Genomic DNA, 25,315 nt, shown 5'->3' with positions numbered 1-25,315 from the left:
GCTTTAGCCGATCTGCAAAATCGCCACCGCCATCTCTGGCCGATCCACTCACCGTCCCCTGCTCTCCCCTCCGCATCATCAGGGGCCAAGCAGCGGATTCGCGGAGGGAGTGGCCAGTGGACGCAGTCGGTACTCGGCCCGAGGTCGGGCGGCAGACGGGCCCCGTAGGTAAATGGAGTCGGCGCCAAGCCGTCGGGGCGGCCGTCGACGCCGCCGCGGGCAGTCCGCTCAGGCGGACCATGGGTGTTGCCCAGCTCACCCTGCTCAGTGTGGGGGCCACCCTCGGTACCGGGATCTTCGTGGTGCTGGGGCAGGCCGTGCCGGAGGCTGGGCCCGCCGTTGTCGTGTCCTTCGTGCTGGCCGGAGTCACCGCGCTGTTCTCGGCCCTCTCGTACGCCGAGCTGGCCGGCATGATCCCCGGCTCGGGGTCGTCGTACAGCTACGCCTACGCCACCCTCGGCGAGCTGGTCGCCTGGGTGTGCGGCTGGTGTCTGATCCTGGAGTACGGGGTGTCCGTCGCCGCCGTGGCCGTGGGGTGGGGGCAGTACGTCAACGAGCTGCTCGATCTCACCCTCGGCGTGACCCTGCCCGAGTCGCTGAGCGCGCCGCCCGGACTCGGCGGCACCCTCAACATCCCGGCCGCCCTCATCGTCGTACTCGCGATGGTCGTGCTGCTGCGCGGCGCCCGTGAGAGCGCCGTCGCCAACACCGTCATGGTCGCCGTGAAGATCGCCGCGCTGGTGATGTTCTGCGCGGTCGCCTTCACCGCCTTCCGTGCCGGGAACTTCCAGCCCCTCTTCCCCCTCGGCGCCGCCGGGATGAGTGCGGGCGCGGCCTCGCTCTTCTTCTCCTACATCGGGTTCGACGCCGCCTCGACCGCCGGGGAAGAGGCCCGCAACCCGCAGCGGGACCTGCCCCGCGCGATCATCCTCTCCCTCGTCCTGGTCACCGCCCTCTACGTCCTCGTCGCGGTCGCCGCGCTCGGCGCCATGCCGTGGAAGAAGTTCGCGGGGACCGAGGCCACGTTGAGCGAGGTGCTCGTGCAGAGCGTGGGCGGCGGGAGTCTGTGGCCGATCCTGCTCTCCGTCGGTGCCGTCGTCGCGACCACCAGCGTCGTGCTCACCGTGCAGTACGGGCAGATCCGCATCCTGTTCGCCATGGCCCGGGACGGGCTCGTGCCGCCGCTGTTCGCCAAGGTGCACCCGCGCACCGGTGTCCCGCGCGCCAACACGGTCATCGTCTCGTCCTTCATCGCCGTCCTCGCCGCCCTCGTCCCGCTGGGCAGCCTCGCCGACGCCACCAGCATCGGCACTCTCTTCGCCTTCATGCTGGTCAACCTGGCGGTCGTGCTGCTGCGTCGGCGCAACCCCGGGACTCCTCGCTCCTTCCGCGTCCCCTTCTCGCCCGTGACGCCGATCCTGGGTGTCCTGTTCTGCGGCTACATGCTGTTCAGCCTCGGCGCCGACACCTGGATCGCGTTCGGCGCCTGGATGGTGGTCGGCCTCGTCGTCTACGGGTGCTACGGCGTCCGGCACAGCAAGCTCAACCAGCCGCAGGAGACCGCCGGATGATCTCCCTCGACCTCGCCTGCGACGTCGTCGCCCTCACCCGGGCCCTCGTCGACATCCCGTCCGAAAGCGGCCACGAGGCTCCCCTCGCGGACGCCGTCGAGGCCGCCCTGCGGGCCCTTCCCCACCTCACCGTCGACCGCATCGGCAACTCCGTCGTCGCCCGCACCGACCTCGGCCGCCCCCAACGGGCCGTCTTCGCCGGGCACTTGGACACGGTCCCGGCCGCCGGGAACCTGCCCTCCGTACTCCGTGACGACTGCGTACACGGCCTCGGCGCCTGCGACATGAAGGGCGGCGTCGCCGTCGCCCTCCGCCTCGCGGCCACCGTCCCGGCCCCCACCCGCGACCTCACCTACGTCTTCTACGAGTGCGAGGAGGTCGAGGGCGACCGCAACGGGCTGCACCGCATCGCCGACCGCCATCCGGAACTCCTGGCCGCCGACCTCGCCGTCCTCATGGAGCCCTCCGACGCGGGCATCGAGGCCGGCTGCCAGGGCATCCTCACCGCCGCCATCGTGGTGCGCGGCGAACGGGCCCACACCGCCCGCTCCTGGAAGGGCGTCAACGCCGCGCACCTCGCCGCCCCGGTCCTGCAGCGGCTCCACGACCACAGGCCCGAGCGGGTCGTCATCAACGGGCTGGAGTACCGGGAGGGCCTGAGCGCGGTCGCCGTGCGGGCCGGGGTCGCCGGGAACGTCGTACCCGACGAGTGCGTCGTCACCGTCAACTCCCGCTTCGCCCCCAGCCGTTCACCCGAGGAGGCGGAGGCGTACGTCCGGAAGCTCTTTCCCGAGTACGAGGTCCTCGTCACCGAGATCGTGCCGGGCGCCCTCCCGGGGCTGGACCGGCTCGCCGGCCTCGTCGCCGCCCTCGGTGCCACGCCCCGCCCCAAGCTCGGCTGGACGGACGTGGCCCGCTTCGCCGCCCTCGGCACGCCCGCCCTGAACTACGGCCCCGGAGACCCGACGCTCGCGCACACGGCGGGGGAGTACGTCCCGGTGGAGCAGCTGCGCAGCTGCGAGGAACGCCTCAGTAGCTGGCTGAGCCCCTGAGCCCGGCCAGCGTTCTCAACTGAAGCCACAACACCAGCCGTTCGTCGGGGTCGTCGAGGTCGATCCCGACGTGCTGCTGTGCCTGCTTCAGGCGGTAGCGGCAGGTGTTGGGGTGCACGGCGAGCAGCTTCGCCGCGCCCGCCATGTCGCAGCCCGCGTCGAACCAGCTGACCAGGGTGCGTGCGTATTCGGTGCCGTGCCTCTCGTCGTACGCCAGCACGCGCCGCCAGGCGCCCGCGCTCAACTCCCGCCGCTCGCCCAGCACTTCGGCCAGTCGCAACAGCGTCACGCGCGGGCGCACCTCGTCGACCGTCGCCACCGGCAGGTCCGGTCCGAGCACGCGCAGCACCAGCTCGGCGTCCTGACGCGACCCCACGACCTCCGCCGCCTCCGCCACCACTTCGCCGAGCGCCGCCCGCACGGGCACCCGCAGCGCCTGCCCGGCCCGCGCCACGATGTCCTCGGCCAGCCGCTTGTGACGCGCCCCGGGTCCCGGAAGGACCGCGTACACCACCCCGTCGACCAGCACGCACGCGTGCCGCCCGTAACGCGCCTCGCACTGCAGCCGTACGACGTCCAGCAGGCGCAGGGCGGTCTGCTCGGCGTCCGGGAGGCTCGCCGCGTCCAGTACGAAGGCGGCCACCCGCACCGCGCCCTCAAGCCCCAGGCGGTCACAGGCGGTTGACGGGTCGGCCGTGCCGTCGAGCAGGCGGCGCAGGAGGTCGCTGTTCTGGTGGCGGGCCAGTTCCTGCGCCGCCCGGGCCCGCAGCAGGAGCAGTGCCGCCGTGGACGCGCCCTGCGCCAGGGTCTCCTCGGCGTCGGGTGCCAGCCTGCCGTCGTCGACGACCCAGACGGAGCCCAGCGTCTCGCCGCCCGCGCGGACGGCGACCGCGAGGCGCGGCAGGTCGCCCTCGCGCAGCGGAGGCAGCCGTACGGGATCCGTCGCCGCGAACAGCACCCGGTACTGCTCGCTGTTGGCCGGGCTGACCGGCACCTGGAGGCCGAGGATGCCCTCCCGACGGTCCTCGTCGACCGGCTGGCCGGGGACCGTGGAGTAGGCCAGGATCCGCTGGCGCGGGTCCTCCACGGCCGTCGCCCCGCCGGTTGCCGCCGCGACGGCGTCCGCCAGCGCGAACAGGTCGCCCAGGCCGCCGGCCGACGGTGCGGGCCGGGCGCCGATCGCCGAGGACAGCAGCAGGTGCACGTGGTGCCAGGCCGAGTCCTCGTCGACCGACAGCAGCGCGACGCCGTGCGCCTCGGCCTCGTCGGCGGGTCCGTCCGGGCCGCGTACGACGAGCCCGGTCATCCCGAACTGCGCAGCCGCCCGGACGAGGGGGCCGGCGGCCGCCGCCCGCACCCCCACCGCCAGCAGCAGCGCACCCGGCGCATGCGGCATCGGGGCATGGGCGTCGTACAGCAGCGCCTCGGTGACCGGGGCGGCGAGCCCCGCGGGGGCGGTGTGCAGGCGCAGTGAGGGGCCGCCGATGACGTCCAGGAGGTCGCCGAGGGTGCAGGCGTCCATGGGGCTCCTCAGGTGTGGGACTGCGGGTGATGCGGCCGATCCGGAGGGTTGGCCGATTTCAAAACGAACGTACGCAGCCGTTGTCCAAGCGCACAACCCGGGGCGGCCCGGCGGCTCCGAAACTTGACCCATGACTCTCGACCGCCCGCACGGAGTGAGTATCCGCACCGTCCACGACGTCGCCGGCCTCGCCGCCGTCAGCGACTACTTCAGCGATGTCTGGCAGACCCCGCGCAGCGCCCCGCCGTACCCGGCCGAGGTCCTGCACAGCCTCGTCCACGCGGGCGGCGCCGTGCACGCCGCCTACGACGGGACGCGGCTGGCGGGCGCGGCGGTCGCGGTGTTCGGGCCGCACGGGGACACGTACTCCCTGGTCGCCGCGGCCGACCAGGGGCTCGGGTACGCCGTGAAGCAGGCCCAGCGCGCCTGGGCCGTCGGCCTCGGCGCCCGCATCATGCGCTGGACCTTCGACCCGCTGGTCGGCCGCAACGCCCGCTTCAACCTGGCCAAGCTGGGCGCCACCGGCACCGAGTACCTCGTCGACTTCTACGGCCCCATGGCGGACGGCGTGAACGACGGCGACGAGAGCGACCGGCTGACGGTGATGTGGGAGCTGGCGGCGCCGGATACCACGGACGAGACCACGGACCGGGACACCGCCCCCGTCACCCACTCCGCCCCCGACGGCGCGGCGCTCGCTCGCCGCGATATCGCCGACCGTCACATCTGGTGCCGCGTGCCGGACGACATCGTCAGGCTCCGCGCGGCCGACCCGGAACTAGCCCTGCGCTGGCGGTATGCCGTCCGCGAGGTGTTCACGGAGGCCTTCGCGCAGGGCTACACGGCGACCGGGATGTCCCGTGACGGCTGGTACACCCTTTCGAGAGAGGCGGCGGTATGAAGCTCGAACGCGTGGAGATCGTCCATGTGGCGATCCCGCTGGTCACCCCGTTCCGTACGTCCTTCGGCACGATGACGGTGAAGGACACCTTCCTGCTCCATGTCGTGACGGACGCGGCCGAGGGCTGGTCGGAGTTCGCCGCCGACCCCGAGCCGCTGTACTGCTCGGAGTTCGTGGCCGGCGCGGAGATCGTGCTGGAGGACTTCCTGCTGCCGCGCGTCGCCGCCCTCCCACAGCTCACCGCGGCCGCGCTCGCGCCCGCCATGGCGAAGATCAAGGGCCATGAGCTGGCGAAGGCGGCCCTGGAGACGGCGGTCCTGGACGCTGAGCTGCGTGCTTACGGCATGCCGCTGGCCACCTACCTGGGCGCGGTGCGCGACCGCGTCCCCGCGGGGGTGTCGGTCGGCATCAAGGAGTCCGTCCCGGAGCTGCTGGACGACGTGGAGCGGTACCTCGCCGAGGGCTATGTGCGCATCAAGCTGAAGATCGAGCCGGGCTGGGACGTGGAGCCGGTGCGGGCGGTCCGCGAGCGCTTCGGGGACGCCCTGCCCCTCCAGGTCGACGCCAACACGGCGTACACGCTCGCCGACGCCGAGCACCTGCGGCGCCTGGACTCCTTCGGGCTGCTGCTGATCGAGGAGCCGCTGGAGGAGAACAACCTGTACGCCCACGCGCAGCTCCAGAAGCGGCTGCGGACCCCCGTCTGCCTCGACGAATCCGTCCACAACGCCCGTGACGCCGCGTCCGCCATCGCGATGGAGGCGTGCCGGGTCGTCAATGTGAAGCCCGCGCGCGTGGGCGGCTACCTGGAGGCCCGCCGCATCCACGACGTGGCGCACGCGCACGGGGTGCCCGTGTGGTGCGGCGGCATGCTGGAGACGGGAATCGGCCGCGCCCCGAACCTCGCCCTGGCCGCCCTGCCGGGCTTCACCCTCCCCGGAGACACCTCCGCGTCCAGCCGCTACTTCGCCGAGGACATCACCGAGCCGTTCGTCCTGAAGGACGGCCACCTGTCCGTACCCACCACTCCCGGGATCGGTATCGAACCGCTGCCGGACGCACTGCGGCGGTTCACGAGGGAGAGGCGAGACTTGTACGTGAGCCGACCGGCACCTGGCCGGAAGTCACCGCCAAGCTAGATTGATCCCGTGCTCTCTCGCCTCACACGCCCCCAGGCCCTCGCTGTCTGCGCCCTGCCGGTCGTGGCGCTGGTCGCCACCGCGGTCTTCGCGCCGCTGCCGTTCTCGCTGGCGCAGCCCGGGATGACGGCGAACGTGCTCGGGGACAACAAGGGCACCCCGGTGATCACGGTCTCGGGGGCGAAGACCCGGGAGACGAGCGGGCAGCTGCGGATGACGACGATCGTGGCGACCAACCCGGACACGCATGTCTCGCTGGGCGATGTGATCAGTGCCTGGTTCGCCAAGGACCGGGCCGTGATGCCGCGGGACTCGGTGTATCCGAGCGGCCAGTCCACCAAGGAGATCGAGCAGCACAACAGCGCGCAGATGAAGCAGTCCCAGGACGCGGCGACCCGGGCCGCCCTGGACTATCTGCACCTCAACGACAAGAAGGTCAAGGTCACGCTGAAGCTCGCCGATGTGGGCGGCCCCAGCGCCGGTCTCCTGTTCACCCTCGGCATCATCGACAAGCTGGACGGGAACGGCAGCGGCGGGGACCTCACGGGCGGCCGCAAAATCGCCGGTACGGGGACGATCGACGACGACGGGACGGTCGGTGCCGTGGGCGGCGTGGCGCTGAAGACGCAGGCCGCGCGCCGGGACGGGGCGACCGTCTTCCTGGTGCCGAAGGCCGAGTGCTCCGACGCCAAGTCCGAGCTCCCGAAAGGCCTGCGGCTGATCCCGGTGACCACGCTGAAGGGCGCGGTCACCTCGCTGGCGGCACTGGAGTCGGGCAAGGGGTCCGTCCCGAGCTGCTGATTCAGTCGGTGTCCTCCAGGGGGTGCTGCCAGCGGAGGCCGGGGAAGCGGGCGAAACCGCGGTCGGCGGAGTACAGGGTGGCTCCGTGCTCTATGGCGAGGGCGGCGAAGTAGGCATCCGGAACGAGGTTTCCGCGAGCCCCGGCCTTGAGACACAGGCGCTCGAAGATCTCCCAGTGCCGAGGCCCTTCCTGGGCCGGGGTCGCGACCGGTGCGCTGCGCACGTCCCGGAGGAACTTGAGCGCTCGCTCCGGCTCGCTCGGCGGCTGGTAGATCCGCTGGTGGGTGACGATGCGCAGGAAGCCGCTGTCGATCACACCGTTGTACCCGACGGGTTCGTCGCCCCGCAGCCGCTCGATGAGCCACGCGTGGTAGCGGTCGTGATCCTTGGCGTCCTCGCGGAACGCGTACACGAGGACGTTCACATCGCAGATGATCATTCGAGGCCGTCCATGAGGTCGCGCACGGAGGCGTTGTCGTCGAGATTGACGCCGGGGCGTACCCCTCTGCCGCCAGGATCAGTGGTGAGCTTCACGATGTTCTGCGCCGCCGCCACATCCCGCGCGAACGACGCCCGCAGCGCATCCTCTATCACCGCACTGACCGTCACGCGTCTGCGCGCCGCCCGCAGCTTGGCTTCCTGGATCAGGTCCTCGGGGAGGTCGACAGTAGTCCTCATGCATACAAGCGTAAGCACCGCGCATCATGATGCGCCAGGGTGAATCAATGATGCGTGAAATTGACCCGTCCGCTTCGCCGACCCACGGCTCCCTACTTCACGAACCCCTCCGCCTTCATCCAGTCCAACGCCACCTGATGCGGGTCCTGCCCGTCCACATCCACCTTCGCGTTCAGCGTCCGCGCCACCGTGTTGTTCAGCCTCTTCGTGACCGGGTCCAGGACCTCCGCGATCGCCGGCCACTTCTTCAGCGTGTCGGTGTTGATCTCCGGTGCCACGTTGTAGTTGGGGAAGAACTTCCTGTCGTCCTCCATCACCACCAGGTTCATGGACCGGATGCGGCCATCGGTGGTGAACACCTCGCCGTAGGTGCAACTCCCCTTCTTCACCTGGGTGTAGATGATCCCGGTGTCCATCTGCGTCATGTTCTTCGCGGGCACGCTCATCCCGTACGCCTTCTCCATGCCCGGCAGCCCGTCCGCGCGGTTGGCGAACTCGCTCTCCACGCACAGGGTCACGGCACCGGGGTCCTTCCTGGCCAGCGCGGCCACGTCGGACAGCGTCTTCGTGCCGTACTTCTTGAAGTTCGCCTGGTTCATGGCCAGTGCGTAGGTGTTGTTGAGGGACGAGGGCGGCAGCCAGGTCAGGCCGTCCTTGAGGTCCGCGTCGCGCACCGCCTGCCACTGTTTCTGCGGGTCGGCGATCGGCTCGCTGTTGCCCTGGTACGTGATCCAGGCGGTGCCCGTGTACTCGTACATGCCGTCCGCGTCACCGGACTTGACGGCTTCCCGCGCGCCGATGGAGCCCTGGATGCCCGTGCGGTCGAGCACATCCGCGCCGGCCGCCTGGAAGGCGATGCCCATGATCGCGCCGAGGATGAGCTGCTCGGTGAACTCCTTGGAGGTGACGGTCAGATGGGCGCCCGCGAGGGGTTCGTTCCGTCCGATGGAGGCGGGCTTCACGTCGTCGACCATGGGCGAGCCGCTCTGCAGGCCGCAGCCGGACGCGGCCACCAGAGCTGCGGCCGACAGCAGACACGTACGCCCTCTCACGTCCCCACCTCCAACCCGCGGGGCCTGAGCAGGAGTTCCGCCAGTGAGGCGAGCCAGTCCACCAGCAGCGCCAGGACGACCGTGAGGATCGCGCCCAGCACCAGCACCGGCATCCGCTGGGTGGTGATGCCGGTCTGGATCAGCACGCCCAGGCCGCCGCCTCCGCCGAAGGTCGCCAGTGTCGCCGTGCCGACGTTCAGAACCAGGGCCGTACGGACACCCGCGAGGATCAGCGGGACGGCGAGCGGCAATTCCACGCGCGACAGCACCCCCAGGGGGGACATGCCGATGCCGTGTGCCGCCTCCAGCAGCGTCGGGTCGTTGGCCTTCAGGCCTGCGATGGTGTTCGACAGCACCGGCAGGATGGCGTAGATGGTGATGCCGATCAGGGCCGACTTCATACCGGTGCCGAGCCAGATGACCAGCAGCGCCAGCAGGCCGATCGCCGGGGTCGCCTGGCCCATGTTGGCGATCGTCATCGCCACCGGGGTGGCCTTCCGGAAGGCCTTGCGGGTCAGCAGGATGCCCAGCGGGATCGCGATGATCAGCACGAAGAACGTGGAGATCACGGTCAGTTGGATGTGCTGCCACAGGGCCCTGGAGACCACGCCGTGGGCGAGGGCGTTCTCGGAGATCGGGTCCAGGTCGGCCTGCTCGAACCACAGCCAGGTCGCGAGCAGCACGGCGACGAGCACGGCGGGCAGGATGGTCAGCTTCTGCCAGGTGATGCGTGACCTGGGGGGACTCGACGGTGGCGGCGGGGCCTCGGCCTCCTGCGGAGCCTCCTCCTCTTCCAGCCCGGGTTCTTCCAGCTTGGAGGTGGTCATGCCTTCGTCACCCCGCCGGGGCCCTCCTGCTCGGCGTGCGTCTGGGCGGCCCGCAGCTCCTCCAGCTCGTGCTGCGCCTCCAGCGCCTCCAGCCGGTCCGCCTCCAGCAGCTCGTGCACGGAGTTCATGAGCGTCTCCATGTCGACGACACCCTCGTACTCGCCGCGCCGCCCGGTGACCGCGACCCGCCCCGCGTTGTCGGTCAGCACCGCCTCCAGGGCGTCCCGCAGCGTTGCGTCCCTGGTCACCGTGTCGCTCACGAGCGTGCCCGCCCTCGCCAGCGAGCCCCTCGCGCGCATGAGGTCGCCGCGCCTGAGCCACTTGTAGGGCCGGCTGCGCCTGTCGAGCAGCAGGATCTCGTTGGTCCCGCTGTTGCGCAGCCGGTTGAAGATCTCCTGGAGCGGGTCCTCGAGGGTGACGGTCGGGTAGTCGGTGATCTCGACGTCCCGTACGCGGGTGAGGTTCAGCCGCTTCAGGGCCGCGCCCGCGCCCACGAACCCGGACACGAAGTCGTCCGCCGGGTTGGTGAGGATCGCCTCCGGGGTGTCGAACTGCGCGATGTGCGAGCGTTCGCGCAGGACGACGATGCGGTCGCCGAGCTTGATCGCCTCGTCGAAGTCGTGGGTGACGAAGACGATCGTCTTGTGCAGCTCGTGCTGCAGTCTGATCAGCTCGTCCTGGAGATGGTCGCGGGTGATCGGGTCGACCGCACCGAACGGCTCGTCCATCAGCAGCACGGGCGGATCGGCCGCCAACGCCCGTGCGACGCCGACGCGTTGCTGCTGACCGCCGGACAGCTGGCGCGGGTAGCGGCTGCGGAACTCGGTCGGGTCCAGGCCCACGAGGTCGAGCAGCTCCTCGACCCGGGACCGGATCCGCGCCTTGGACCAGCCGATCATCCTCGGTACGAGGGCGATGTTCTGGGCGACCGTCATGTGCGGGAAGAGCCCGGCCGACTGGATCGCATAGCCCACCTTGCGGCGCAGCTTGACCGGATCAATGTCGGTCACGTCCTCACCGTTGATCCGGATGCGGCCACCGGTCGGCTCGATCAACCTGTTGATCATCTTGAGTGTCGTCGACTTACCGCATCCGGACGGGCCGACGAAGATGACGAGCTCGCCCGCCTTGATCTCCATGTTGACGTTGTCGACGGCGGGGCTGGGGTTGCCCGGATACCGCTTGGTGAGGTTCTCCAGCTCGATCGTCGCCCCATGGGTGGCCTCAGGCACGGATCCCCCTCGGGATGGTCAGCCGTCCGATCAGGACGTACGCGGCGTCGAACAGCAGCGCGAGGACGATGATCCCGAGCGTGCCCGCGAGGACCTGGTTGAGCGCGTTCTTGCTGCCCAGCGAGCCGATACCGCGGAAGATCTCGTTGCCGAGGCCGGGCCCGGAGGCGTATGCGGCGATCGCGGCGATGCCCATCAGCATCTGCGTCGAGACCCGGATCCCGGTCAGGATCGGCGGCCAGGCCAGCGGCAGCTCGATCCGCACCAGCCGCATCGACCGGGACATCCCGATGCCCCGCGCCGCGTCCACCAGCGACGGATCGACCCCGCGCAGCCCGACGATCGAGTTCCGCACGATCGGCAGCAGCCCGTACAGCGTCAGCGCGATCACCGTGGGCGGCACGCCCAGGCCCACGACCGGGATGAGCAGACCGATCATGGCGAGCGAGGGAATGGTCAGAATGGTCGAGGTGGACGTGGTGGCGAGGCTCCCGGCCCATTCGCTGCGGTAGGTGACGATCCCGATCAGTACGCCGATCACGGTCGCCACGACCATGCACTGGAACACGGCGCTGGCGTGCTGGTACGCGTCGGTGAGCAGCTGCTGGTGCCGGGTGCTCAGATACTCCCAGAAGCTCACTCGCGCTCACCCCCGCCCGTAGGGCTAGGTCGTCTCGGCGTCCGCCGCCGCCTGTTCCACCAGCGGGATGATCCGCAGCGGAACGGGGTTCTCCATCACGATCGCGGTGGCGGCCCGGACAATGCCATCAAAACCGACAACCAGGTCGATGACCCGCTGGAGATCGGCGTTGGAGCGGGCCACCAGCCGGCACAGCATGTCCCCGTTGCCGGTGGTGGTGTGCAGCTCCAGCACCTCGGGCACGGTCGCCAAGTGCGCCCGGACGTCCGCTCCTTGGCCCTGCCGGATCTGGAGGGTGGCGAAGGCGGTGACGGGGTAGCCGAGGGCGGCCGGATCCACCTGCGGTCCGAATCCGCGGATGACGCCATTCGACTGAAGCCGGTCCAGCCGCGCCTGCACCGTCCCGCGCGCCACCCCCAGCCGCCGGGACATCTCCAGCACCCCGAGCCGCGGCTCCCGCGCCAGCAGCACGATGATCCGGCCGTCCAACTGGTCGATCGCCACCGCAGCCTCCCCAATAGGTAGTCATCCTGTACAGAAAGCCCGCAGATCTCGGCCTAGGTCTGAGCATATTGCCCAGCAAAAACACAAACTATTGCGCACCTTGCCGATGCGGGACAGGCTGCCGCTATGACGCAGACCACACACCACACTCCCGACACCGCCCGGCAGGCCGACCCCTTCCCGGTCAAGGGAATGGACGCGGTCGTCTTCGCCGTGGGCAACGCCAAGCAGGCGGCGCACTACTACTCCACCGCTTTCGGCATGCGGCTCGTGGCTTACTCCGGACCGGAGAACGGCAGCCGCGAGACCGCCAGCTATGTGCTCGAGAACGGCTCGGCTCGCTTCGTCCTCACCTCCGTCATCAAGCCCGCCACCACCTGGGGCCACTTCCTCGCCCGGCATGTGGCCGAGCACGGTGACGGGGTCGTCGACCTCGCCATCGAGGTCCCGGACGCCCGCGCCGCGTACGCCTACGCCCTCGAGCACGGCGCCCGCTCGGTCGCGGAGCCGTACGAGCTGAAGGACGAGCACGGCACGGTCGTCCTCGCCGCGATCGCCACGTACGGCGAGACCCGCCACACCCTCGTCGACCGCTCCGGCTACGACGGCCCCTACCTCCCCGGCTTCGTCACGGCCGCCCCCATGGTCGAACCGCCCGCCCACCGCACCTTCCAGGCCATCGACCACTGCGTGGGCAACGTCGAGCTCGGCCGTATGAACGAGTGGGTCGGCTTCTACAACCGGGTCATGGGCTTCACGAACATGAAGGAGTTCGTGGGCGACGACATCGCCACCGAGTACAGCGCGCTGATGTCGAAGGTCGTGGCCGACGGCACGCTCAAGGTCAAGTTCCCGATCAACGAGCCCGCCATCGCCAAGAAGAAGTCCCAGATCGACGAGTACCTGGAGTTCTACGGCGGCGCGGGCGTCCAGCACATCGCCCTCAACACCAACGACATCGTGCAGACGGTACGCACGATGCGCGCGGCCGGCGTGCAGTTCCTCAACACCCCGGACTCGTACTACGACACCCTCGGCGAGTGGGTCGGCGACACCCGCGTCCCCGTCGAGACCCTGCGCGAACTGAAGATCCTCGCCGACCGCGACGAGGACGGCTATCTGCTGCAGATCTTCACCAAGCCGGTCCAGGACCGTCCGACGGTCTTCTTCGAGATCATCGAGCGGCACGGCTCGATGGGCTTCGGCAAGGGCAACTTCAAGGCACTGTTCGAGGCCATCGAGCGGGAGCAGGAGAAGCGCGGCAACCTCTGAGGCCTGTGCGACGCCTGTGAATTCGTAGAACGTGCAACCAAATAACGGCAGTTGACGCTCTCATGTCCTGTGGGTGCCAAGGGGGTATCCACAGGACTCGGGGGAGAGCGTGACCACTCCGATAAACATCGCCGTACCGTCCGACCGCTGGCTGTGGCAGAAGGCCACGCTGAAGGAGCCGACGGTGCTGCAGTCGTTCGCCTTCGACGAGGCGAACAAGCACCTGTACGTCCTCCAGGTCACCGCCACCGGCCACGCGGCCGGCGACCTGTGCCTCAACCGGCTGGACTACAAGGGGAACCGGCTGGGCGCCATGTATCTGAAGGGCTTCGGGCACGGCGTCAGCATGGGCATCCAGCGCGACGCCGAGGACGGCTCCACCTGGATCTGGACCGAGGCCGACGCCGTCAACGGCTTCGGGCAGGGCGTGACCCGCTTCCACTTCGCCGACGGGGCCGTCCGCACGCGCGCGGACGTCAGGATCCGCAAGCCCGTCCCGGACTCCACCAACAACCAGCCGTCGGTGTGCATGGCCTCCAGGCGCATCGCCGTCCGCTACCGCGACAAGGCCAACAAGCCCCGCTACCGCGTCTGGGACCTGGACGCCTTCACCGCCCGCGACTACGCCAACCCGATCGCGGACATCGCCCAGACCGGCGCCCACCCCGACCCGAAGATCCCCTTCCAGGGCTACGCCCTGCACCGCGACGCCATCTACCAGCTCGCGGGCACGGCCTACGACGCGAAGACCAACCCGGCCGCCAAGAAGGGCAACGCGTACGCCTCCAGCCTCGACATCACCACCGGGAAGCTGCTCCAGCAGCAGCGCACCGAGGCCGGGTACACGCTCGCCTATCGCGAGCCGGAGGGCGTCGACGTGCGCGGCGGATCGGATCCGAAGGTGTACCTCGGCTTCGCCTCGGGGGAGCTGGGGGCACGCCGCTTCTCGATCTTCGTCAAGGACGACGAGCAGTCGTAGCAGGAGCCGCAGGAGCCGGCCCGGCCGTAGGCTTGCCGCATGGCCAGGATCAACGACGTGGGCGGTACGGAGGGCTTCGGCGCCGTCGACATCACCGATGACGCCGAGCCCTTCCACGCGGACTGGGAGGCCCGTGTCCTCGGGCTCCTCAACGCCCTGCGCGCGCAAGGGATCTTCAACACCAACGAGTTCCGGGACGCGATCGAGTCGATGCCGCCGCTGGAGTACCTGTCGGCGTCGTACTACGAGCGCTGGTTCGAGGCGATCCGTGTCCTGCTGGAACGCAAGGGCGTGATCAAGCCGGGTGAGCTCGATGGCTGACGGCGACCGCTTCCCGCCGGGCACGCCGGTCCGCACCTTCCACCACGACCCGCCGCACCACACCCGCCTGCCGCGGTACGCGCGCGGCAAGCGGGGCGTCGTGATCGAGCCGGAGGGGCGGGCGGAACTGGCCGACGTCAGCGCGCAAGGGCGCGGGGACGCGCCGCTCGAGCAGGTCTACGCGGTCCGGTTCGCGGCCCGTGACCTGTGGGGCGAGGGCGACCACCACGTCGTACTGGACCTGTGGGAAAGCTACTTGGAAGCGTACGAAGAGGATGCAGTCGATGAGCGGTGACCACTCCGACGCGACGATCGCGCAGCGGGTACGACGCCTGGAGACCCTGCTGGAGGAGAAGGGGGTCCTCTCGGGCGCCCGGCTGGACGAGATCATCGACGCGTCCCTGACCGGAGCGTCGCCCGCGAACGGCGCGCGGGTCGTCGCACGGGCCTGGACCGACGAGGCGTTCAAGGCGCGGTTGCTGGCGGACGGTACGGCGGCGGTGCGGGAATTCGGCCACATGGAGGGCTCCTACCAGCGCCTGCGGGTCGTCGAGAACACGGAGGCGACCCACAACGTCATCGTCTGCACCCTCTGCTCCTGCTACCCGCTCCGCCTCCTCGGCCCGTCCCCCAGCTGGTACAAGTCGGAGGCCTACCGCTCTCGCGTGGTCCGTGAACCCCGCGCCGTACTGGCCGAGTTCGGCCTCGAGCTGCCGCCGACGACGGAGATCACCGTGTGGGACTCCAGTGCCGAGACCCGCTACATGGTGCTGCCGCGCAGGCCGGAGGGGACGGAGGGGCTGGGAGAGGAGCAACTGGCAGTGCTCGTCACACGCAATGCGCTGATCGGTACCGCGTCGGTCTGACTCAACCCTCGTCCTCCGCCGGCGCTTTGCTCTCCTTGCCCGTCGGCAGCGGCTCGTCCGGCGGCTCACCCAGCGCCGCCAGCGCCTGCTTCGCCGGCGGCACCCTGAGCGGCGAGAAGTACGGATTGATCCGCAACGCCTCCTGCAGATGCCGCCGAGCGGGCCCGGCCAGCTCCAGCTCCTGCTCGATCATGCCCCGGTGGTAGGCGTACAGCGCACTGCGCACGGCGCCCCCGTGCGCCTTGTCCGTCGCCACCATGGCGAACTTCAGCGCCCCCTTGTCGTCCCCGGCCATGTGCAGCGCCCACCCCACCGCATCGGCCACCTCGGTCCCCGGCTGCCGCTGCCACTCGGCGCGCAGCAGGCGCACGGCCGCCTGCGGATCCCCGTGGTCCGCCTCGAACACACCGAGCACCAGGTCGTCGTCCACGCCGCCCGCCGCCTCGTCCTGCACCCGGGTCTCCAGCACGTCGTACTCCGCCCGGGCGGCCTCCGCCATCCCCAGCGACTCGTACAACTCGCCCAGTTCCAGGGCGTATTGGGGGCACGGCTGCCTGTCGAGCGCCACCCGGTACGCGTTCAGCGCCTCCGTCGTGCGGCCCAGTGCCGCCAGCGTCCGGCCCTGCCCGGCCTGCGCGGCCCGCTGGTCCGGGTCGAGACGCACCGCCTCCTGGAAGCGCCTGAGCGCCTCCTCCAGGTCCCCGCGCTCGAAGGCCAGCTGCCCGGACCGCTCCAGCCACGCCGCCTGCTCGGCCGGTGTGCCCGCTGCCGCTGCCGCGTCGGACAGGGCGGCCGCGGCGTCCTCGCGCCAGCCCCGGTCGCGGTAGACGGCCGCGGCCCGCGCCCGCACGGCGGCCGCCCCGGAGTGCAGCTCAAGCAGCCGGTCCAGCGTCTTCTTGGCCGCCTTGTAGTCGCCGAGCCCGGTGTAGGCGTCGATCAGCAGCGGATACGTCGTCCACCGCTTCGGCGCGAGCTTCAGCGCCGCCTCGCCCCACGCCCGCGCCGAACGGTAGTCCCGGCGGGCGTCGGCCAGCGCCGCCATGCCGTCCAGTGCCGCCGCGTTCCCCTTCGCCTTTACCTCCAGCGAGGTCCGCAGCGCCTTCTCGGCCCGCGGATAGTTCGTGGCGTCCGCCGTGCGCCGCCCCTGCTCGACATAGGCCGTTCCGAGCACCGCCCAGGACTGCGCGTCCTCGGGGTGCGCCCGCACCCGGGCCTCGCGCGCGGTGATCAGCATTGCCAGGTCGGGCAGCGCGGCCGGCACCCCGGAGGTGACCGCCGTCAGCGCCTGCGCTCCCGGCGCCGGCGCGACCGCCCGGGGCGCGGCCGTCCGCTCCCAGGGCCACAGCGCCAGCGCCCCGCCGAGCACGGCACACCCCGCGACGGCGGCGATCAGCACCCGCCGGCCCACACCTGGACGGCGGCCCTCCGCTTGCTTCTCCATGGCGATCACTGTGCGTCAATACGACGAGCACATCCCGGCATACGTCCAGTGCCGTAGACGGGGTTCACACCGATGGCCGCGGGTGCGAGGCTGTGATCATGAGCCGTATCGAAGCGCCCCGCGACGAAGCGACCGGAAACCTCGTCGACCGGCTCCTGGCCGGTCTGCCCGCCGAGGCCGTCCTGACCGACCCGGACGTCACGGCCTCGTATGCCAACGACATGGCCAGCTTCTGCCCGGCCGGCGTCCCCGCGGTGGTCGTGCTGCCGCGCACGGTCGAGCAGGTGCAGCACGTCATGCGCATCGCCACCGAACTGCGTGTCCCGGTCGTCCCGCAGGGTGCGCGCACCGGCCTGTCGGGCGGCGCGAACGCCTCCGACGGCTGCATCGTGCTGTCCCTGACGAAGATGGACCGCATCCTGGAGATCAGTCCCGTCGACCGTATCGCCGTGGTCGAGCCGGGCGTCATCAACGCGACCCTCTCCCGCGCGGTCGGCGAACACGGCCTGTACTACCCGCCGGACCCGTCCAGCTGGGAGATGTGCACGATCGGCGGCAACATCGGGACGGCCTCGGGCGGCCTGTGCTGTGTGAAGTACGGGGTCACGGCCGAGTACGTACTCGGTCTCGAGGTGGTGCTGGCCGACGGGCGGCTCATGTCCACCGGCCGCCGTACCGCCAAGGGCGTCGCCGGCTACGACCTCACCCGCCTCTTCGTCGGCTCCGAGGGCTCGCTCGGCATCGTCGTACGGGCGATCCTGGCCCTCAGGCCGCAGCCGCCGCAGCAGCTCGTGCTGGCGGCCGAGTTCGCGTCCGGCGCCGCCGCCTGCGACGCCGTGTGCAGGATCATGGAGGGCGGCCATGTGCCGTCGCTGCTCGAGCTGATGGACCGTACGACGGTGAAGGCGGTCAACGACCTGGCGCACATGGGCCTGCCGGAGACCACGGAGGCCCTGCTCCTGGCGGCCTTCGACACCCCGGACCCCGCCTCCGACCTGGCCGCCGTCGGCGCGCTGTGCGAGGCGGCCGGCGCCACCCAGGTCGTCCCGGCCGACGACTTCGCCGAGTCCGAACTCCTGCTCCAGGCGCGGCGGTTGTCGCTCACCGCGCTCGAAGCCGTCAGCGGTACGACGATGATCGACGACGTGTGCGTGCCCCGGTCCAGGCTGGGCGAGATGCTCGAGGGCACCGAGCGGATCGCCGAGAAGTACCAGCTGACCATCGGGGTCGTCGCGCACGCCGGCGACGGCAACACCCATCCGACGGTCTGCTTCGACGCCGCCGACCCCGACGAGTCCCGGCGCGCCCGCGAGTCCTTCGACGAGATCATGGCCCTCGGCCTGGAACTCGGCGGCACGATCACCGGCGAGCACGGTGTGGGTGTGCTGAAGAAGGAGTGGCTGGCGCGCGAGATCGGCCCGGTGGGGGTGGAGATGCAGCGGGCGGTCAAGCAGGTCTTCGACCCGCTGGGCATCCTGAATCCGGGCAAACTGTTCTGATCCCGTGCCCTGGGGAGCACCGGGATCGCCGGGGTCACTGGGCGAGCAGCTGGTCGAGCGCGTCGTCGATCCCGAGCTGCTCGCCCTCACTCCCCGGGGGCACCACCCGCAGCGTCCGCTCCAGCCAGGCCGAGACCTGGGCGGCCGGTGCCTCCAGCAGGGCGTCTCCGTCGGGTGAACTCAGCGCCATCAGGACGACGCTGCGGCCCTCCGACTTGGTCGGCCACACCCGCACGTCCCCGTGCCCGCAGGCCCGGAACACGCCCTCCACCAGGAGTTCGCGGGAGAACGTCCAGTACACGGGGTTGTCGGAGTTGATGTGGAAGGTGATGTGGACGGCGTACGGGTCGTCGGTTCGGTAGCTCAGCCTGGCCGGTACCGGAATGCTCCGCTCCGGCGACAGGATGAGTTTGAGCTCCAGTTCGCGCTCCACCACGGTGTAGTGCATGTCGTGCGGTTCCTCTCTCGGGCAGGTGTACGGGGCCCTGCGGGTGGGCCCGTACACGTGGAGAGGGGAGAGGGGCGCGACCATTACGCGGGTTCGGAGAATTTTTTTCCGAACGTGTGAGGACGGTGCGCGGCGTTGCCCGGAAAGGGGTGGGACTGGCGGGACTGTCGGTGGGGGTTGCGCGGGTCTGATAGATGTGGAGGCCCCTATATTGACCCCCGAGCAGATACGGGACGACGGACATGAGCGCCCCAACCCCGGCCCCCGGTGACAACAGGCCCCGCGAAGGGTATTACCCGGACCCCTCCATTCCTGGATATGTCCGGTACTGGAACGGTGCGTCCTGGGTACCGGGCACCAGCCGTCCGGCCCCGACGGACGGCGAGTCGCTCGCCCCGCCGCCCGGCAGCGACCCGGCTCCGGTCGAGGAGACGGGACCGCACTTCTTCGACGAGGACCCAGCGCCCCGGTCGGCCCCGGCCGAGGGCGGGCACGGCAGCCGCCCCGAACCCGCGACCGCCTGGGGCGCCGACAGCTCCCAGCAGTCCGGCTTCGGCGGCGACCAGGACCGCCGTGTGTCGTGGGGCAACCCGCAGTCCGCGGACCCGCGCCTGGCCGCCGACCCCCCGTCCCAGCCGGACGGCCACGCGTCCCGCACCGACGGCACGGCGACGATCCCGCCGGCGGATGCGGACGCGGACGACCCGGCCTCCGGCGGCACGTTCGTGTTCCGCAGGCCGACAGCGCAGACCGGGGAGACGGAGCCCCCGGCAGCGGCGGGCGTCAACGGCATCCCCGGCCCCGGTGGCCCCGCCGACGACGAGGGCACCATGACGTTCCGTGCGCTGTCCCAGCGCACGGGTCGGCAGGGCGGGGCGCAGACCGGAGGCACGGGGGCGCCCGGCTTCGGCGCGGGCAAGGCGGCAGCCGACCGTGCCGCGGCGGCGCAGGGGCAGCCCGCCCCGGCGGCCCCTGCGGGCCCCCAGCAGTCCACTCCGTCGATCCCTCCGCAGGGCGGCGGCGCGCGGCCCGCAGCGGCCGGTCAGCCCCCCGTCGGGCAGTCGCCCGCTCCTGTCGCCACGCCCATGACCAGCGGTCCCGGCGGCGGCCAGCACTCCTGGGCGCAGCAGGTGCACCGGCTCGCGGGCGCCGACGAGGACCAGCCCGTCGCCCCCTGGAAGCCGCCGGTCGAGGACATCTTCCAGGCGGCCGCCATGCGCCAGGCGGCGGCCCGCCCCGCAGGCCTCGGCAAGCGGCTGGCCGCCCGGCTGCTGGACACCGTCGTCCTCGCGGGCGTCACGGCGGTGGCCGCCGTACCGCTGGGCGCCAAGGCCGTCGACCACGTCAACGAGAAGATCGACGAGGCCAAGCTCTCCGGCCAGACCGTGACCGTATGGCTGCTGGACGGCACGACCTCCGTCTACCTGGGCATCATCCTGGCCGTACTGCTCCTCTTCGGCGTCCTCTACGAGGTGCTGCCCACCGCCAAGTGGGGCCGCACGCTTGGCAAGAAGCTGCTGGGTCTCGAGGTGCGGGACATCGAGGCGCACGAGCCGCCGACCTTCGGCGGGGCGCTGCGCCGCTGGCTCGTGTACAGCGTGCCCGGGCTGCTCGGCATCGGTGTGTTGGGTGTCGTGTGGTGCGTGTTCGACCGCCCGTGGCGCCAGTGCTGGCACGACAAGGCCGCGGGTACGTTCGTCACGGGCTGACCGCATACGACGTATGCACCAGCTGATTCCGTACCCCGGACGGCCGTTCGCCGGATGCGGAGCCGGAGGGTTCGCGGTCCACTCGGGCCATGAGCACCGAACCGCCCCCCGGATCCGGCGGGCCGCCGGAAGACGACCCGTTCAGGAAGCAGCCCCCTCCTGGCCAGGGATCGGGCTCACCGTACGACGCACCCGAAGGCGGCGGGCAACCCCCGCCGCACGGGGGCGGTGACCCCTATGGCGGCGGCCAGTACCCCACCGACCCCCTCGCCGGTATGCCCCCGCTCGCCGACAGCGGCCGGCGCACGCTCGCCCGGATCATCGACCTGATCCTCGTGGGCATCGTCGTCTGGGCGCTCACCTGGGCCTTCAACGTGCACGAGTACGACGTGAACGGCGACCACGTCTCCTACGGCAAGTCCTTCGCGCAGTCGCTGATCGCCGCCGTGCTCTACATCGGCTACGACACGTATCTGATCAGCAAGTCGGGACAGACCCTCGGCAAGAAGTGGCTGAGCATGCGCGTGGCCAACCTCGAAAACGGCTCCACGCCCTCCGTACAGACCTCGCTGGCCCGCGCGGCGGTGCTGTGGATCCCGTTCGCGTTCTGCTGCGCGTGCATCTGGACCGCGATCTCGGGCGGCTGGAGCTACTTCGACCGGCCGTACAAACAGGGCCTGCACGACAAGGCCGCCAAGACGGTCGTGGTGAGCACCAGTTGAGCACGCGCCCGATAGGGGCGCGGGGAACTGCGCGACCAGCCACGATGCTGCCGCAGACGATCAACAGCAGATCGTGGCACAACCCGCGAAGCGTTTTGTTCAGGAAGCGGCGCGCTCGTGCACCGGCTCGGGTGCCGCCGCGGCGACGGTGGCCGGCACGGGCATTTCCTCCGCCGCCGGAGGCTGCTGCAGTGGGACCGTCATGGCGACCAGGAGCCCGAGGGCGAGGGCCGCGAAGGCGATGACCGCGATCCCCACGCCCGAACTCGTCTGCGACAGCAGCAGCATGGCGAGCGTCGAGAAGATCACGGTGCACGAACCGTAGACGAGCTGGGCGGGCGTCGGACGAGGCATGGCAATCGTGTCCTCGGAAGTGGGGGTCCACGGGGGTGTCGGCCTGGGTTTCTGCCGATTTCCGGGCAGTCCGCCAACCGACTCTAATCGCGTGCATGCCCGAGTGGAACGAACAGTAAGCGTGACCTAACCAACAGTGCCGGTGCACAGGGGGCGCACGGAGTCATGGCGTCCATCAAGTGGACGTTCGAACGCGCCGGTCGGAGTGTCCGTAAAGCGAACTCCAACTCCGCATAGTGCAATTGTTGTGTCCAAGTCAAGGTCTGTCTTTTCTTACCGACCTCTAGTCAAATTGCGTCACTTGACTTGCCACCTTGACCAAGAGGAACTCAAGTGACCCCAAAACCCTGGACGTTCAGAGCAGCCGCGGTCGGCGTCGCGCTCGCCGCGGCCACCGCCACGTTCTCGACGTTCGCCGTGGCCCAGGCCGCCGACCCGGCCAAGACGCCCGCCCGTGACCGCCATGACCCGGCGGCGGTCAAGAGCATGGAGCAGGACGACCTCGACGGTCCGCTCTCCAAGACCCAGGATGCCCAGCGCCAGGAGGCCCTCAACCAGGTCATATCCGGCCAGGCCCAGGTCAAGAACCAGGGCGGTTCGCAGGTCGTCCAGCTGAAGAGCAAGAAGGGCGACAGGAAGTACGTGGAGCTGGGCCGGGAGAAGACCGACAAGATCTTCACGATCCTGGTCGAGTTCGGCGACAAGATAGACAGCACGTACGGCGGCACGGCGGGCCCCGCGCACAACCAGATAGCCCAGCCCGACCGCACGAAGGACAACTCGACGGCCTGGCAGGCGGACTACAACCGGCAGCACTTCCAGGACCTGTACTTCGGCACCGGCACCGCCTCCATGAAGTCCTTCTACGAGAAGCAGTCCTCGGGCCGCTACTCGGTGGACGGCGAGGTCGCCGACTGGGTCAAGGTCCCCTACAACGAGGCCCGTTACGGCAACAACGCCTGCGGCTCCACCAACTGCCCCAGCGTGTGGAACGTCGTCAGCGACGGCGTCACCGCCTGGGTCGCCCAGCAGAAGGCGGCCGGCAAGTCCGACGCCGACATCAAGGCGGACCTGGCGAAGTTCGACCAGTGGGACCGCTACGACTACGACGGCGACGGCAACTTCAACGAGCCCGACGGCTACATCGACCACTTCCAGATCGTGCACGCCGGCGAGGACGAGTCCGCGGGCGGCGGCGTCCAGGGCAAGGACGCGATCTGGGCGCACCGCTGGTACGCGTTCGGCACCGACACGGGTGCCACCGGCCCCACGGGCAACAAGCTGGGCGGCGCGCAGATCGGCGACTCCGGCATCTGGGTCGGCGACTACACCATCCAGCCGGAGAACGGCGGACTCGGCGTCTTCGCCCACGAGTACGGCCACGACCTGGGCCTGCCGGACCACTACGACACCACCAACGCCGGTGAGAACTCGACCGGCTTCTGGACGCTGATGTCCAACGGGTCCTGGCTCGGCCGCGGCAAGGACACCATCGGTGACCTGCCGGGCAACTTCAACGCCTGGGACAAGCTGCAGCTGGGCTGGCTGAACTACGACACGGCGAAGGCCGCGACGAAGTCGAAGCACAAGCTGGGTGTCGCCGAGTACAACACCAAGAACAAGCAGGCGCTGGTGGTCTCGCTCCCCGACAAGGCGGTCACCACCGACGTGGTCACCCCGGCGCAGGGCGCGACCCAGTGGTGGAGCGGCAGCGGCAACGACCTGAAGAACACGCTGACCCGCTCGGTCGACCTCACCGGCAAGTCCAAGGCCACCCTCACCCTCGACGGCTACTACGACATCGAGGCGAACTACGACTACCTCTACACCGAGGTGTCGACCGACGGCGGCGCCAACTGGACGGCGATCGACGGCACGGTGGACGGCCAGGCCATCCCGCGCGACGGCAGCGGCAAGCCGACGCTGACGGGCACGGTCGACGGCTACAAGAAGCTGTCGTACTCGCTGGACGCCTACGCGGGCAAGAAGATCGACCTGCGCTTCCGCTACCAGACCGACAGCGGCGTGGCCCAGAAGGGCTTCGCGGCCGACGAGATCACGGTGACCGCGGACGGCACGGCGCTGTTCTCCGACAATGCCGAGAGCGCGGACGCGAGTTGGACCGCCACCGGCTTCTCCCGCATCGGTGCGTCCTTCACCAAGGACTACAAGCAGTACTACATCGCCGAGAACCGCCAGTACGTGTCTTACGACAAGACCCTGAGGGTCGGCCCGTACAACTTCGGCTTCTCGACGACCCGTCCGGACTGGGTGGAGCACTACCCGTACCAGAACGGCCTGTTGATCTGGAAGTGGGACACCTCCCAGCAGGACAACAACACCAGCCAGCACCCCGGTGTCGGCCTGGTCCTGCCGGTCGACTCGCACCCGACGGCGCTGAAGTGGTCCGACGGCACGCTGATGCGCAGCCGTATCCAGTCCTACGACTCGCCGTTCAGCCTGTACCGCACGGACGGCCTCACGCTGCACAACGCGGACGTCGAGACGAAGATCCCGTCGTCGAGGGGCGTGCCGGTCTTCGACGACCACGCGAGCACGTACTACGACGACTCGACCCCGTTCGCCGGCGTCAAGATCACTGACACCAACACCAAGATCAAGATCGTCAAGGAGGCCAAGAACGGCTCGACGATCAAGGTCGAGGTGGGCCCCGCAGTGAGGTAGTCGGTATTTTCGCAGGTCAGAAGCGTATCGGCGGTGACCCCCTGGCGGGTCGCCGCCGATCGTGTTTAGGTGCGTCCTGTGCTTCTCTTATTGACACCGACTCGCACGGGGGTGTGACTGCATGGCCGCAGGAGGTTTCTGCAAGCTGCCGACAGGCAGCGTGGTGGTGGCGCTGAATCTGCCCAGCCCCACCGCCGACGGCACGGGCTGCATACGCTTCCTCGTGCACGCCCAGAACCGGGCGCGCGCCCTGACCAGGCTGCGCAACCTGGGCATGCGGGCGGTGTACCTGCGCGGCAACGCCGCCCCGCCGACCCCCGACGAGATCACCGCGGTCCTGCACCACCCCGACGGCCTCATATGGCGCACGGCACCTGACAACGGTGTCGTGCAGGGCCCGGAGCTCCCCCAGGAGCTGTGGCACCCCGTCAGGGCCCTGCTGCGGCGCCCCACGGCTCCCGCCGTGACCCCGGGCAGGCCCTAGGCGACGACAGGCTTCCCGGAGAGCTCCACGCCCGCCTCCCGCAGCTCCTCGAGCGCCCGCTCGGTGGTGGCCTCGGCCACACCGGCGGTCAGGTCGAGCAGCACCTGGGTGCGGAAGCCCTCCCGGGCGGCGTCCAGGGCGGTGGCGCGCACGCAGTGATCGGTGGCGATGCCGACGACGTCGACCTCGCCGACCTCCCGGGCGCGCAGCCAGTCGGCGAGCTTCACCCCGTTCTCGTCGGCCCCCTCGAACCCGCTGTACGCCGCCGCGTACGCGCCCTTGTCGAAGACGGCGTCGATCGCCCCGGAGGCGACGGCGGGCGCGAAGTTCGGGTGGAAGCCCACGCCCTCCGTGCCCGCGACGCAGTGCGCGGGCCAGGAGTGCTGGAAGTCGGGGTTGTCGGCGAAGTGGCCGCCGGGTGCGATGTGGTGGTCGCGGGTGGCCACCACGTGCTGGTAGCCGGAGCCGCCCGCCTGTCCGATCAGCTCGGTGATGGCGGCGGCCACATCGGCACCCCCGGCCACGGCGAGGCTGCCCCCCTCGCAGAAGTCGTTCTGCACGTCAACGACGATCAAGGCGCGGCGCATGGTGGGTGTCCTTCTCGACGACGGGGTCG

27 protein-coding genes are annotated in these 25,315 nt (G+C 70.2%); 15 read left to right on the top strand and 12 right to left on the bottom strand.

Annotated features, from left to right (window positions below):
- Positions 1-116 precede the first annotated feature (116 nt).
- Together ACFY10_RS07215 and dapE are read left to right on the top strand one after the other, a co-directional pair.
- Positions 117-1,571, top strand: coding sequence for an amino acid permease (locus tag ACFY10_RS07215; protein WP_390664027.1), 1,455 nt, complete (start codon positions 117-119; stop codon positions 1,569-1,571).
- Positions 1,568-2,623, top strand: coding sequence for a succinyl-diaminopimelate desuccinylase (gene dapE / locus ACFY10_RS07210; protein ID WP_390664026.1), 1,056 nt, complete (start codon positions 1,568-1,570; stop codon positions 2,621-2,623). Before ACFY10_RS07215 ends, dapE begins: the two co-directional genes overlap by 4 nt.
- Here the strand turns inward: dapE and ACFY10_RS07205 are convergent.
- The gene (locus tag ACFY10_RS07205) at positions 2,601-4,145 is read right to left on the bottom strand and encodes a PucR family transcriptional regulator (RefSeq protein ID WP_390664025.1); all 1,545 of its coding nucleotides are present in this window, start codon (positions 4,143-4,145) and stop codon (positions 2,601-2,603) included. The genes dapE and ACFY10_RS07205 overlap by 23 nt on opposite strands.
- Before the next feature lie 130 nt (positions 4,146-4,275).
- On the opposite strand from ACFY10_RS07205, the gene ACFY10_RS07200 reads away from it, so the two are divergent.
- Genes ACFY10_RS07200 through ACFY10_RS07190 form a run of 3 tightly spaced genes read left to right on the top strand, consistent with a single transcriptional unit; the run spans position 4,276 to position 6,986 of the window.
- Entirely contained in the window at positions 4,276-5,046 is a 771-nt protein-coding gene (locus ACFY10_RS07200) for a chorismate synthase (RefSeq protein ID WP_390664024.1), read from the top strand.
- Positions 5,043-6,185 carry an o-succinylbenzoate synthase gene (menC, locus tag ACFY10_RS07195; protein WP_390664023.1) on the top strand — a complete coding sequence of 381 codons (1,143 nt, stop codon included), beginning with the start codon at positions 5,043-5,045 and terminating at the stop codon, positions 6,183-6,185. Before ACFY10_RS07200 ends, menC begins: the two co-directional genes overlap by 4 nt.
- Positions 6,186-6,194: 9 nt before the next feature.
- The gene (locus tag ACFY10_RS07190; RefSeq protein ID WP_390664022.1) at positions 6,195-6,986 is read left to right on the top strand and encodes a PDZ domain-containing protein; all 792 of its coding nucleotides are present in this window, start codon (positions 6,195-6,197) and stop codon (positions 6,984-6,986) included.
- A 1-nt stretch (position 6,987) separates the two neighbouring features.
- Here ACFY10_RS07190 and ACFY10_RS07185 read toward each other — a convergent pair whose 3' ends face one another.
- From ACFY10_RS07185 to ACFY10_RS07155, 7 genes are all read right to left on the bottom strand, one after another.
- The gene (locus ACFY10_RS07185) at positions 6,988-7,410 is read right to left on the bottom strand and encodes a type II toxin-antitoxin system VapC family toxin (RefSeq protein ID WP_390664021.1); all 423 of its coding nucleotides are present in this window, start codon (positions 7,408-7,410) and stop codon (positions 6,988-6,990) included.
- An 11-nt stretch (positions 7,411-7,421) separates the two neighbouring features.
- Positions 7,422-7,664: a ribbon-helix-helix domain-containing protein gene (locus ACFY10_RS07180; RefSeq protein WP_115907896.1), complete on the bottom strand. Its 243-nt coding sequence runs from the start codon at positions 7,662-7,664 to the stop codon at positions 7,422-7,424.
- A gap of 92 nt (positions 7,665-7,756) precedes the next feature.
- Positions 7,757-8,716, bottom strand: coding sequence for a glycine betaine ABC transporter substrate-binding protein (locus ACFY10_RS07175; RefSeq protein WP_390664020.1), 960 nt, complete (start codon positions 8,714-8,716; stop codon positions 7,757-7,759).
- Entirely contained in the window at positions 8,713-9,543 is an 831-nt protein-coding gene (locus ACFY10_RS07170; protein ID WP_390664019.1) for an ABC transporter permease, read from the bottom strand. The genes ACFY10_RS07175 and ACFY10_RS07170 overlap by 4 nt, the downstream gene beginning before the upstream one ends.
- Complete coding sequence (locus ACFY10_RS07165) at positions 9,540-10,775, bottom strand: betaine/proline/choline family ABC transporter ATP-binding protein (protein WP_390664018.1); 1,236 nt, start codon at positions 10,773-10,775, stop codon at positions 9,540-9,542. Before ACFY10_RS07165 ends, ACFY10_RS07170 begins: the two co-directional genes overlap by 4 nt.
- A complete protein-coding gene (locus ACFY10_RS07160) occupies positions 10,768-11,415 on the bottom strand; it encodes an ABC transporter permease (RefSeq protein ID WP_390664017.1) in 648 nt (215 codons plus the stop codon). Before ACFY10_RS07160 ends, ACFY10_RS07165 begins: the two co-directional genes overlap by 8 nt.
- A gap of 24 nt (positions 11,416-11,439) precedes the next feature.
- A complete protein-coding gene (locus ACFY10_RS07155) occupies positions 11,440-11,919 on the bottom strand; it encodes an Lrp/AsnC family transcriptional regulator (protein ID WP_390664016.1) in 480 nt (159 codons plus the stop codon).
- 126 nt (positions 11,920-12,045) lie between these two features.
- On the opposite strand from ACFY10_RS07155, the gene hppD reads away from it, so the two are divergent.
- The 5 genes from hppD (at position 12,046) to nthA (ending at position 15,357) form a co-directional block, all read left to right on the top strand.
- The gene (gene hppD / locus ACFY10_RS07150; RefSeq protein ID WP_390664015.1) at positions 12,046-13,191 is read left to right on the top strand and encodes a 4-hydroxyphenylpyruvate dioxygenase; all 1,146 of its coding nucleotides are present in this window, start codon (positions 12,046-12,048) and stop codon (positions 13,189-13,191) included.
- 109 nt (positions 13,192-13,300) lie between these two features.
- Positions 13,301-14,170 (top strand): Teichoic acid biosynthesis protein C (Precursor), encoded by an 870-nt coding sequence (locus ACFY10_RS07145; RefSeq protein ID WP_390664014.1) that lies wholly within the window; start codon positions 13,301-13,303, stop codon positions 14,168-14,170.
- Between the two features lie 39 nt (positions 14,171-14,209).
- Positions 14,210-14,491 carry a hypothetical protein gene (locus tag ACFY10_RS07140; RefSeq protein WP_390664013.1) on the top strand — a complete coding sequence of 94 codons (282 nt, stop codon included), beginning with the start codon at positions 14,210-14,212 and terminating at the stop codon, positions 14,489-14,491.
- Complete coding sequence (locus tag ACFY10_RS07135; protein ID WP_390664012.1) at positions 14,484-14,786, top strand: SH3-like domain-containing protein; 303 nt, start codon at positions 14,484-14,486, stop codon at positions 14,784-14,786. Before ACFY10_RS07140 ends, ACFY10_RS07135 begins: the two co-directional genes overlap by 8 nt.
- Positions 14,776-15,357, top strand: coding sequence for a nitrile hydratase subunit alpha (gene nthA / locus ACFY10_RS07130; RefSeq protein ID WP_390664011.1), 582 nt, complete (start codon positions 14,776-14,778; stop codon positions 15,355-15,357). Before ACFY10_RS07135 ends, nthA begins: the two co-directional genes overlap by 11 nt.
- Position 15,358: 1 nt before the next feature.
- On the opposite strand, the gene ACFY10_RS07125 is transcribed toward nthA, so the two are convergent.
- Positions 15,359-16,798, bottom strand: a complete 1,440-nt coding sequence (locus ACFY10_RS07125) for a tetratricopeptide repeat protein (protein ID WP_390664010.1) — start codon at positions 16,796-16,798, stop codon at positions 15,359-15,361.
- A 92-nt stretch (positions 16,799-16,890) separates the two neighbouring features.
- Between ACFY10_RS07125 and ACFY10_RS07120 the strand changes: the two genes are divergently transcribed.
- Entirely contained in the window at positions 16,891-18,297 is a 1,407-nt protein-coding gene (locus tag ACFY10_RS07120; protein ID WP_390664009.1) for an FAD-binding oxidoreductase, read from the top strand.
- Between the two features lie 34 nt (positions 18,298-18,331).
- Here ACFY10_RS07120 and ACFY10_RS07115 read toward each other — a convergent pair whose 3' ends face one another.
- Entirely contained in the window at positions 18,332-18,745 is a 414-nt protein-coding gene (locus ACFY10_RS07115; protein ID WP_390664008.1) for an SsgA family sporulation/cell division regulator, read from the bottom strand.
- Positions 18,746-18,987: 242 nt separating this feature from the next.
- Between ACFY10_RS07115 and ACFY10_RS07110 the strand changes: the two genes are divergently transcribed.
- A complete protein-coding gene (locus tag ACFY10_RS07110; RefSeq protein WP_390664007.1) occupies positions 18,988-20,454 on the top strand; it encodes an RDD family protein in 1,467 nt (488 codons plus the stop codon).
- Between the two features lie 89 nt (positions 20,455-20,543).
- On the top strand, positions 20,544-21,176 hold the full coding sequence (locus ACFY10_RS07105; protein WP_390664006.1) for an RDD family protein: 633 nt from the start codon (positions 20,544-20,546) through the stop codon (positions 21,174-21,176).
- Between the two features lie 99 nt (positions 21,177-21,275).
- Here the strand turns inward: ACFY10_RS07105 and ACFY10_RS07100 are convergent, their stop codons facing one another.
- Positions 21,276-21,530 carry a hypothetical protein gene (locus ACFY10_RS07100; protein ID WP_390664005.1) on the bottom strand — a complete coding sequence of 85 codons (255 nt, stop codon included), beginning with the start codon at positions 21,528-21,530 and terminating at the stop codon, positions 21,276-21,278.
- Between the two features lie 333 nt (positions 21,531-21,863).
- On the opposite strand from ACFY10_RS07100, the gene ACFY10_RS07095 reads away from it, so the two are divergent.
- Both ACFY10_RS07095 and ACFY10_RS07090 read left to right on the top strand, forming a co-directional pair.
- Positions 21,864-24,215 carry an immune inhibitor A domain-containing protein gene (locus tag ACFY10_RS07095; RefSeq protein WP_390664004.1) on the top strand — a complete coding sequence of 784 codons (2,352 nt, stop codon included), beginning with the start codon at positions 21,864-21,866 and terminating at the stop codon, positions 24,213-24,215.
- A gap of 121 nt (positions 24,216-24,336) precedes the next feature.
- Positions 24,337-24,699 carry a hypothetical protein gene (locus tag ACFY10_RS07090; RefSeq protein ID WP_390664003.1) on the top strand — a complete coding sequence of 121 codons (363 nt, stop codon included), beginning with the start codon at positions 24,337-24,339 and terminating at the stop codon, positions 24,697-24,699.
- Here ACFY10_RS07090 and ACFY10_RS07085 read toward each other — a convergent pair.
- Positions 24,696-25,286 (bottom strand): isochorismatase family protein, encoded by a 591-nt coding sequence (locus ACFY10_RS07085; protein ID WP_390664002.1) that lies wholly within the window; start codon positions 25,284-25,286, stop codon positions 24,696-24,698. The genes ACFY10_RS07090 and ACFY10_RS07085 overlap by 4 nt on opposite strands.
- Positions 25,287-25,315: the final 29 nt, after the last annotated feature.

The sequence above is a fragment of the Streptomyces sp. NPDC001401 genome (assembly GCF_042895385.1).
Taxonomy (GTDB): domain Bacteria; phylum Actinomycetota; class Actinomycetes; order Streptomycetales; family Streptomycetaceae; genus Streptomyces.
The sequence above is the reverse complement of the archived record's forward strand: the minus strand, read 5'-3'. Positions and strand labels throughout refer to the sequence as shown.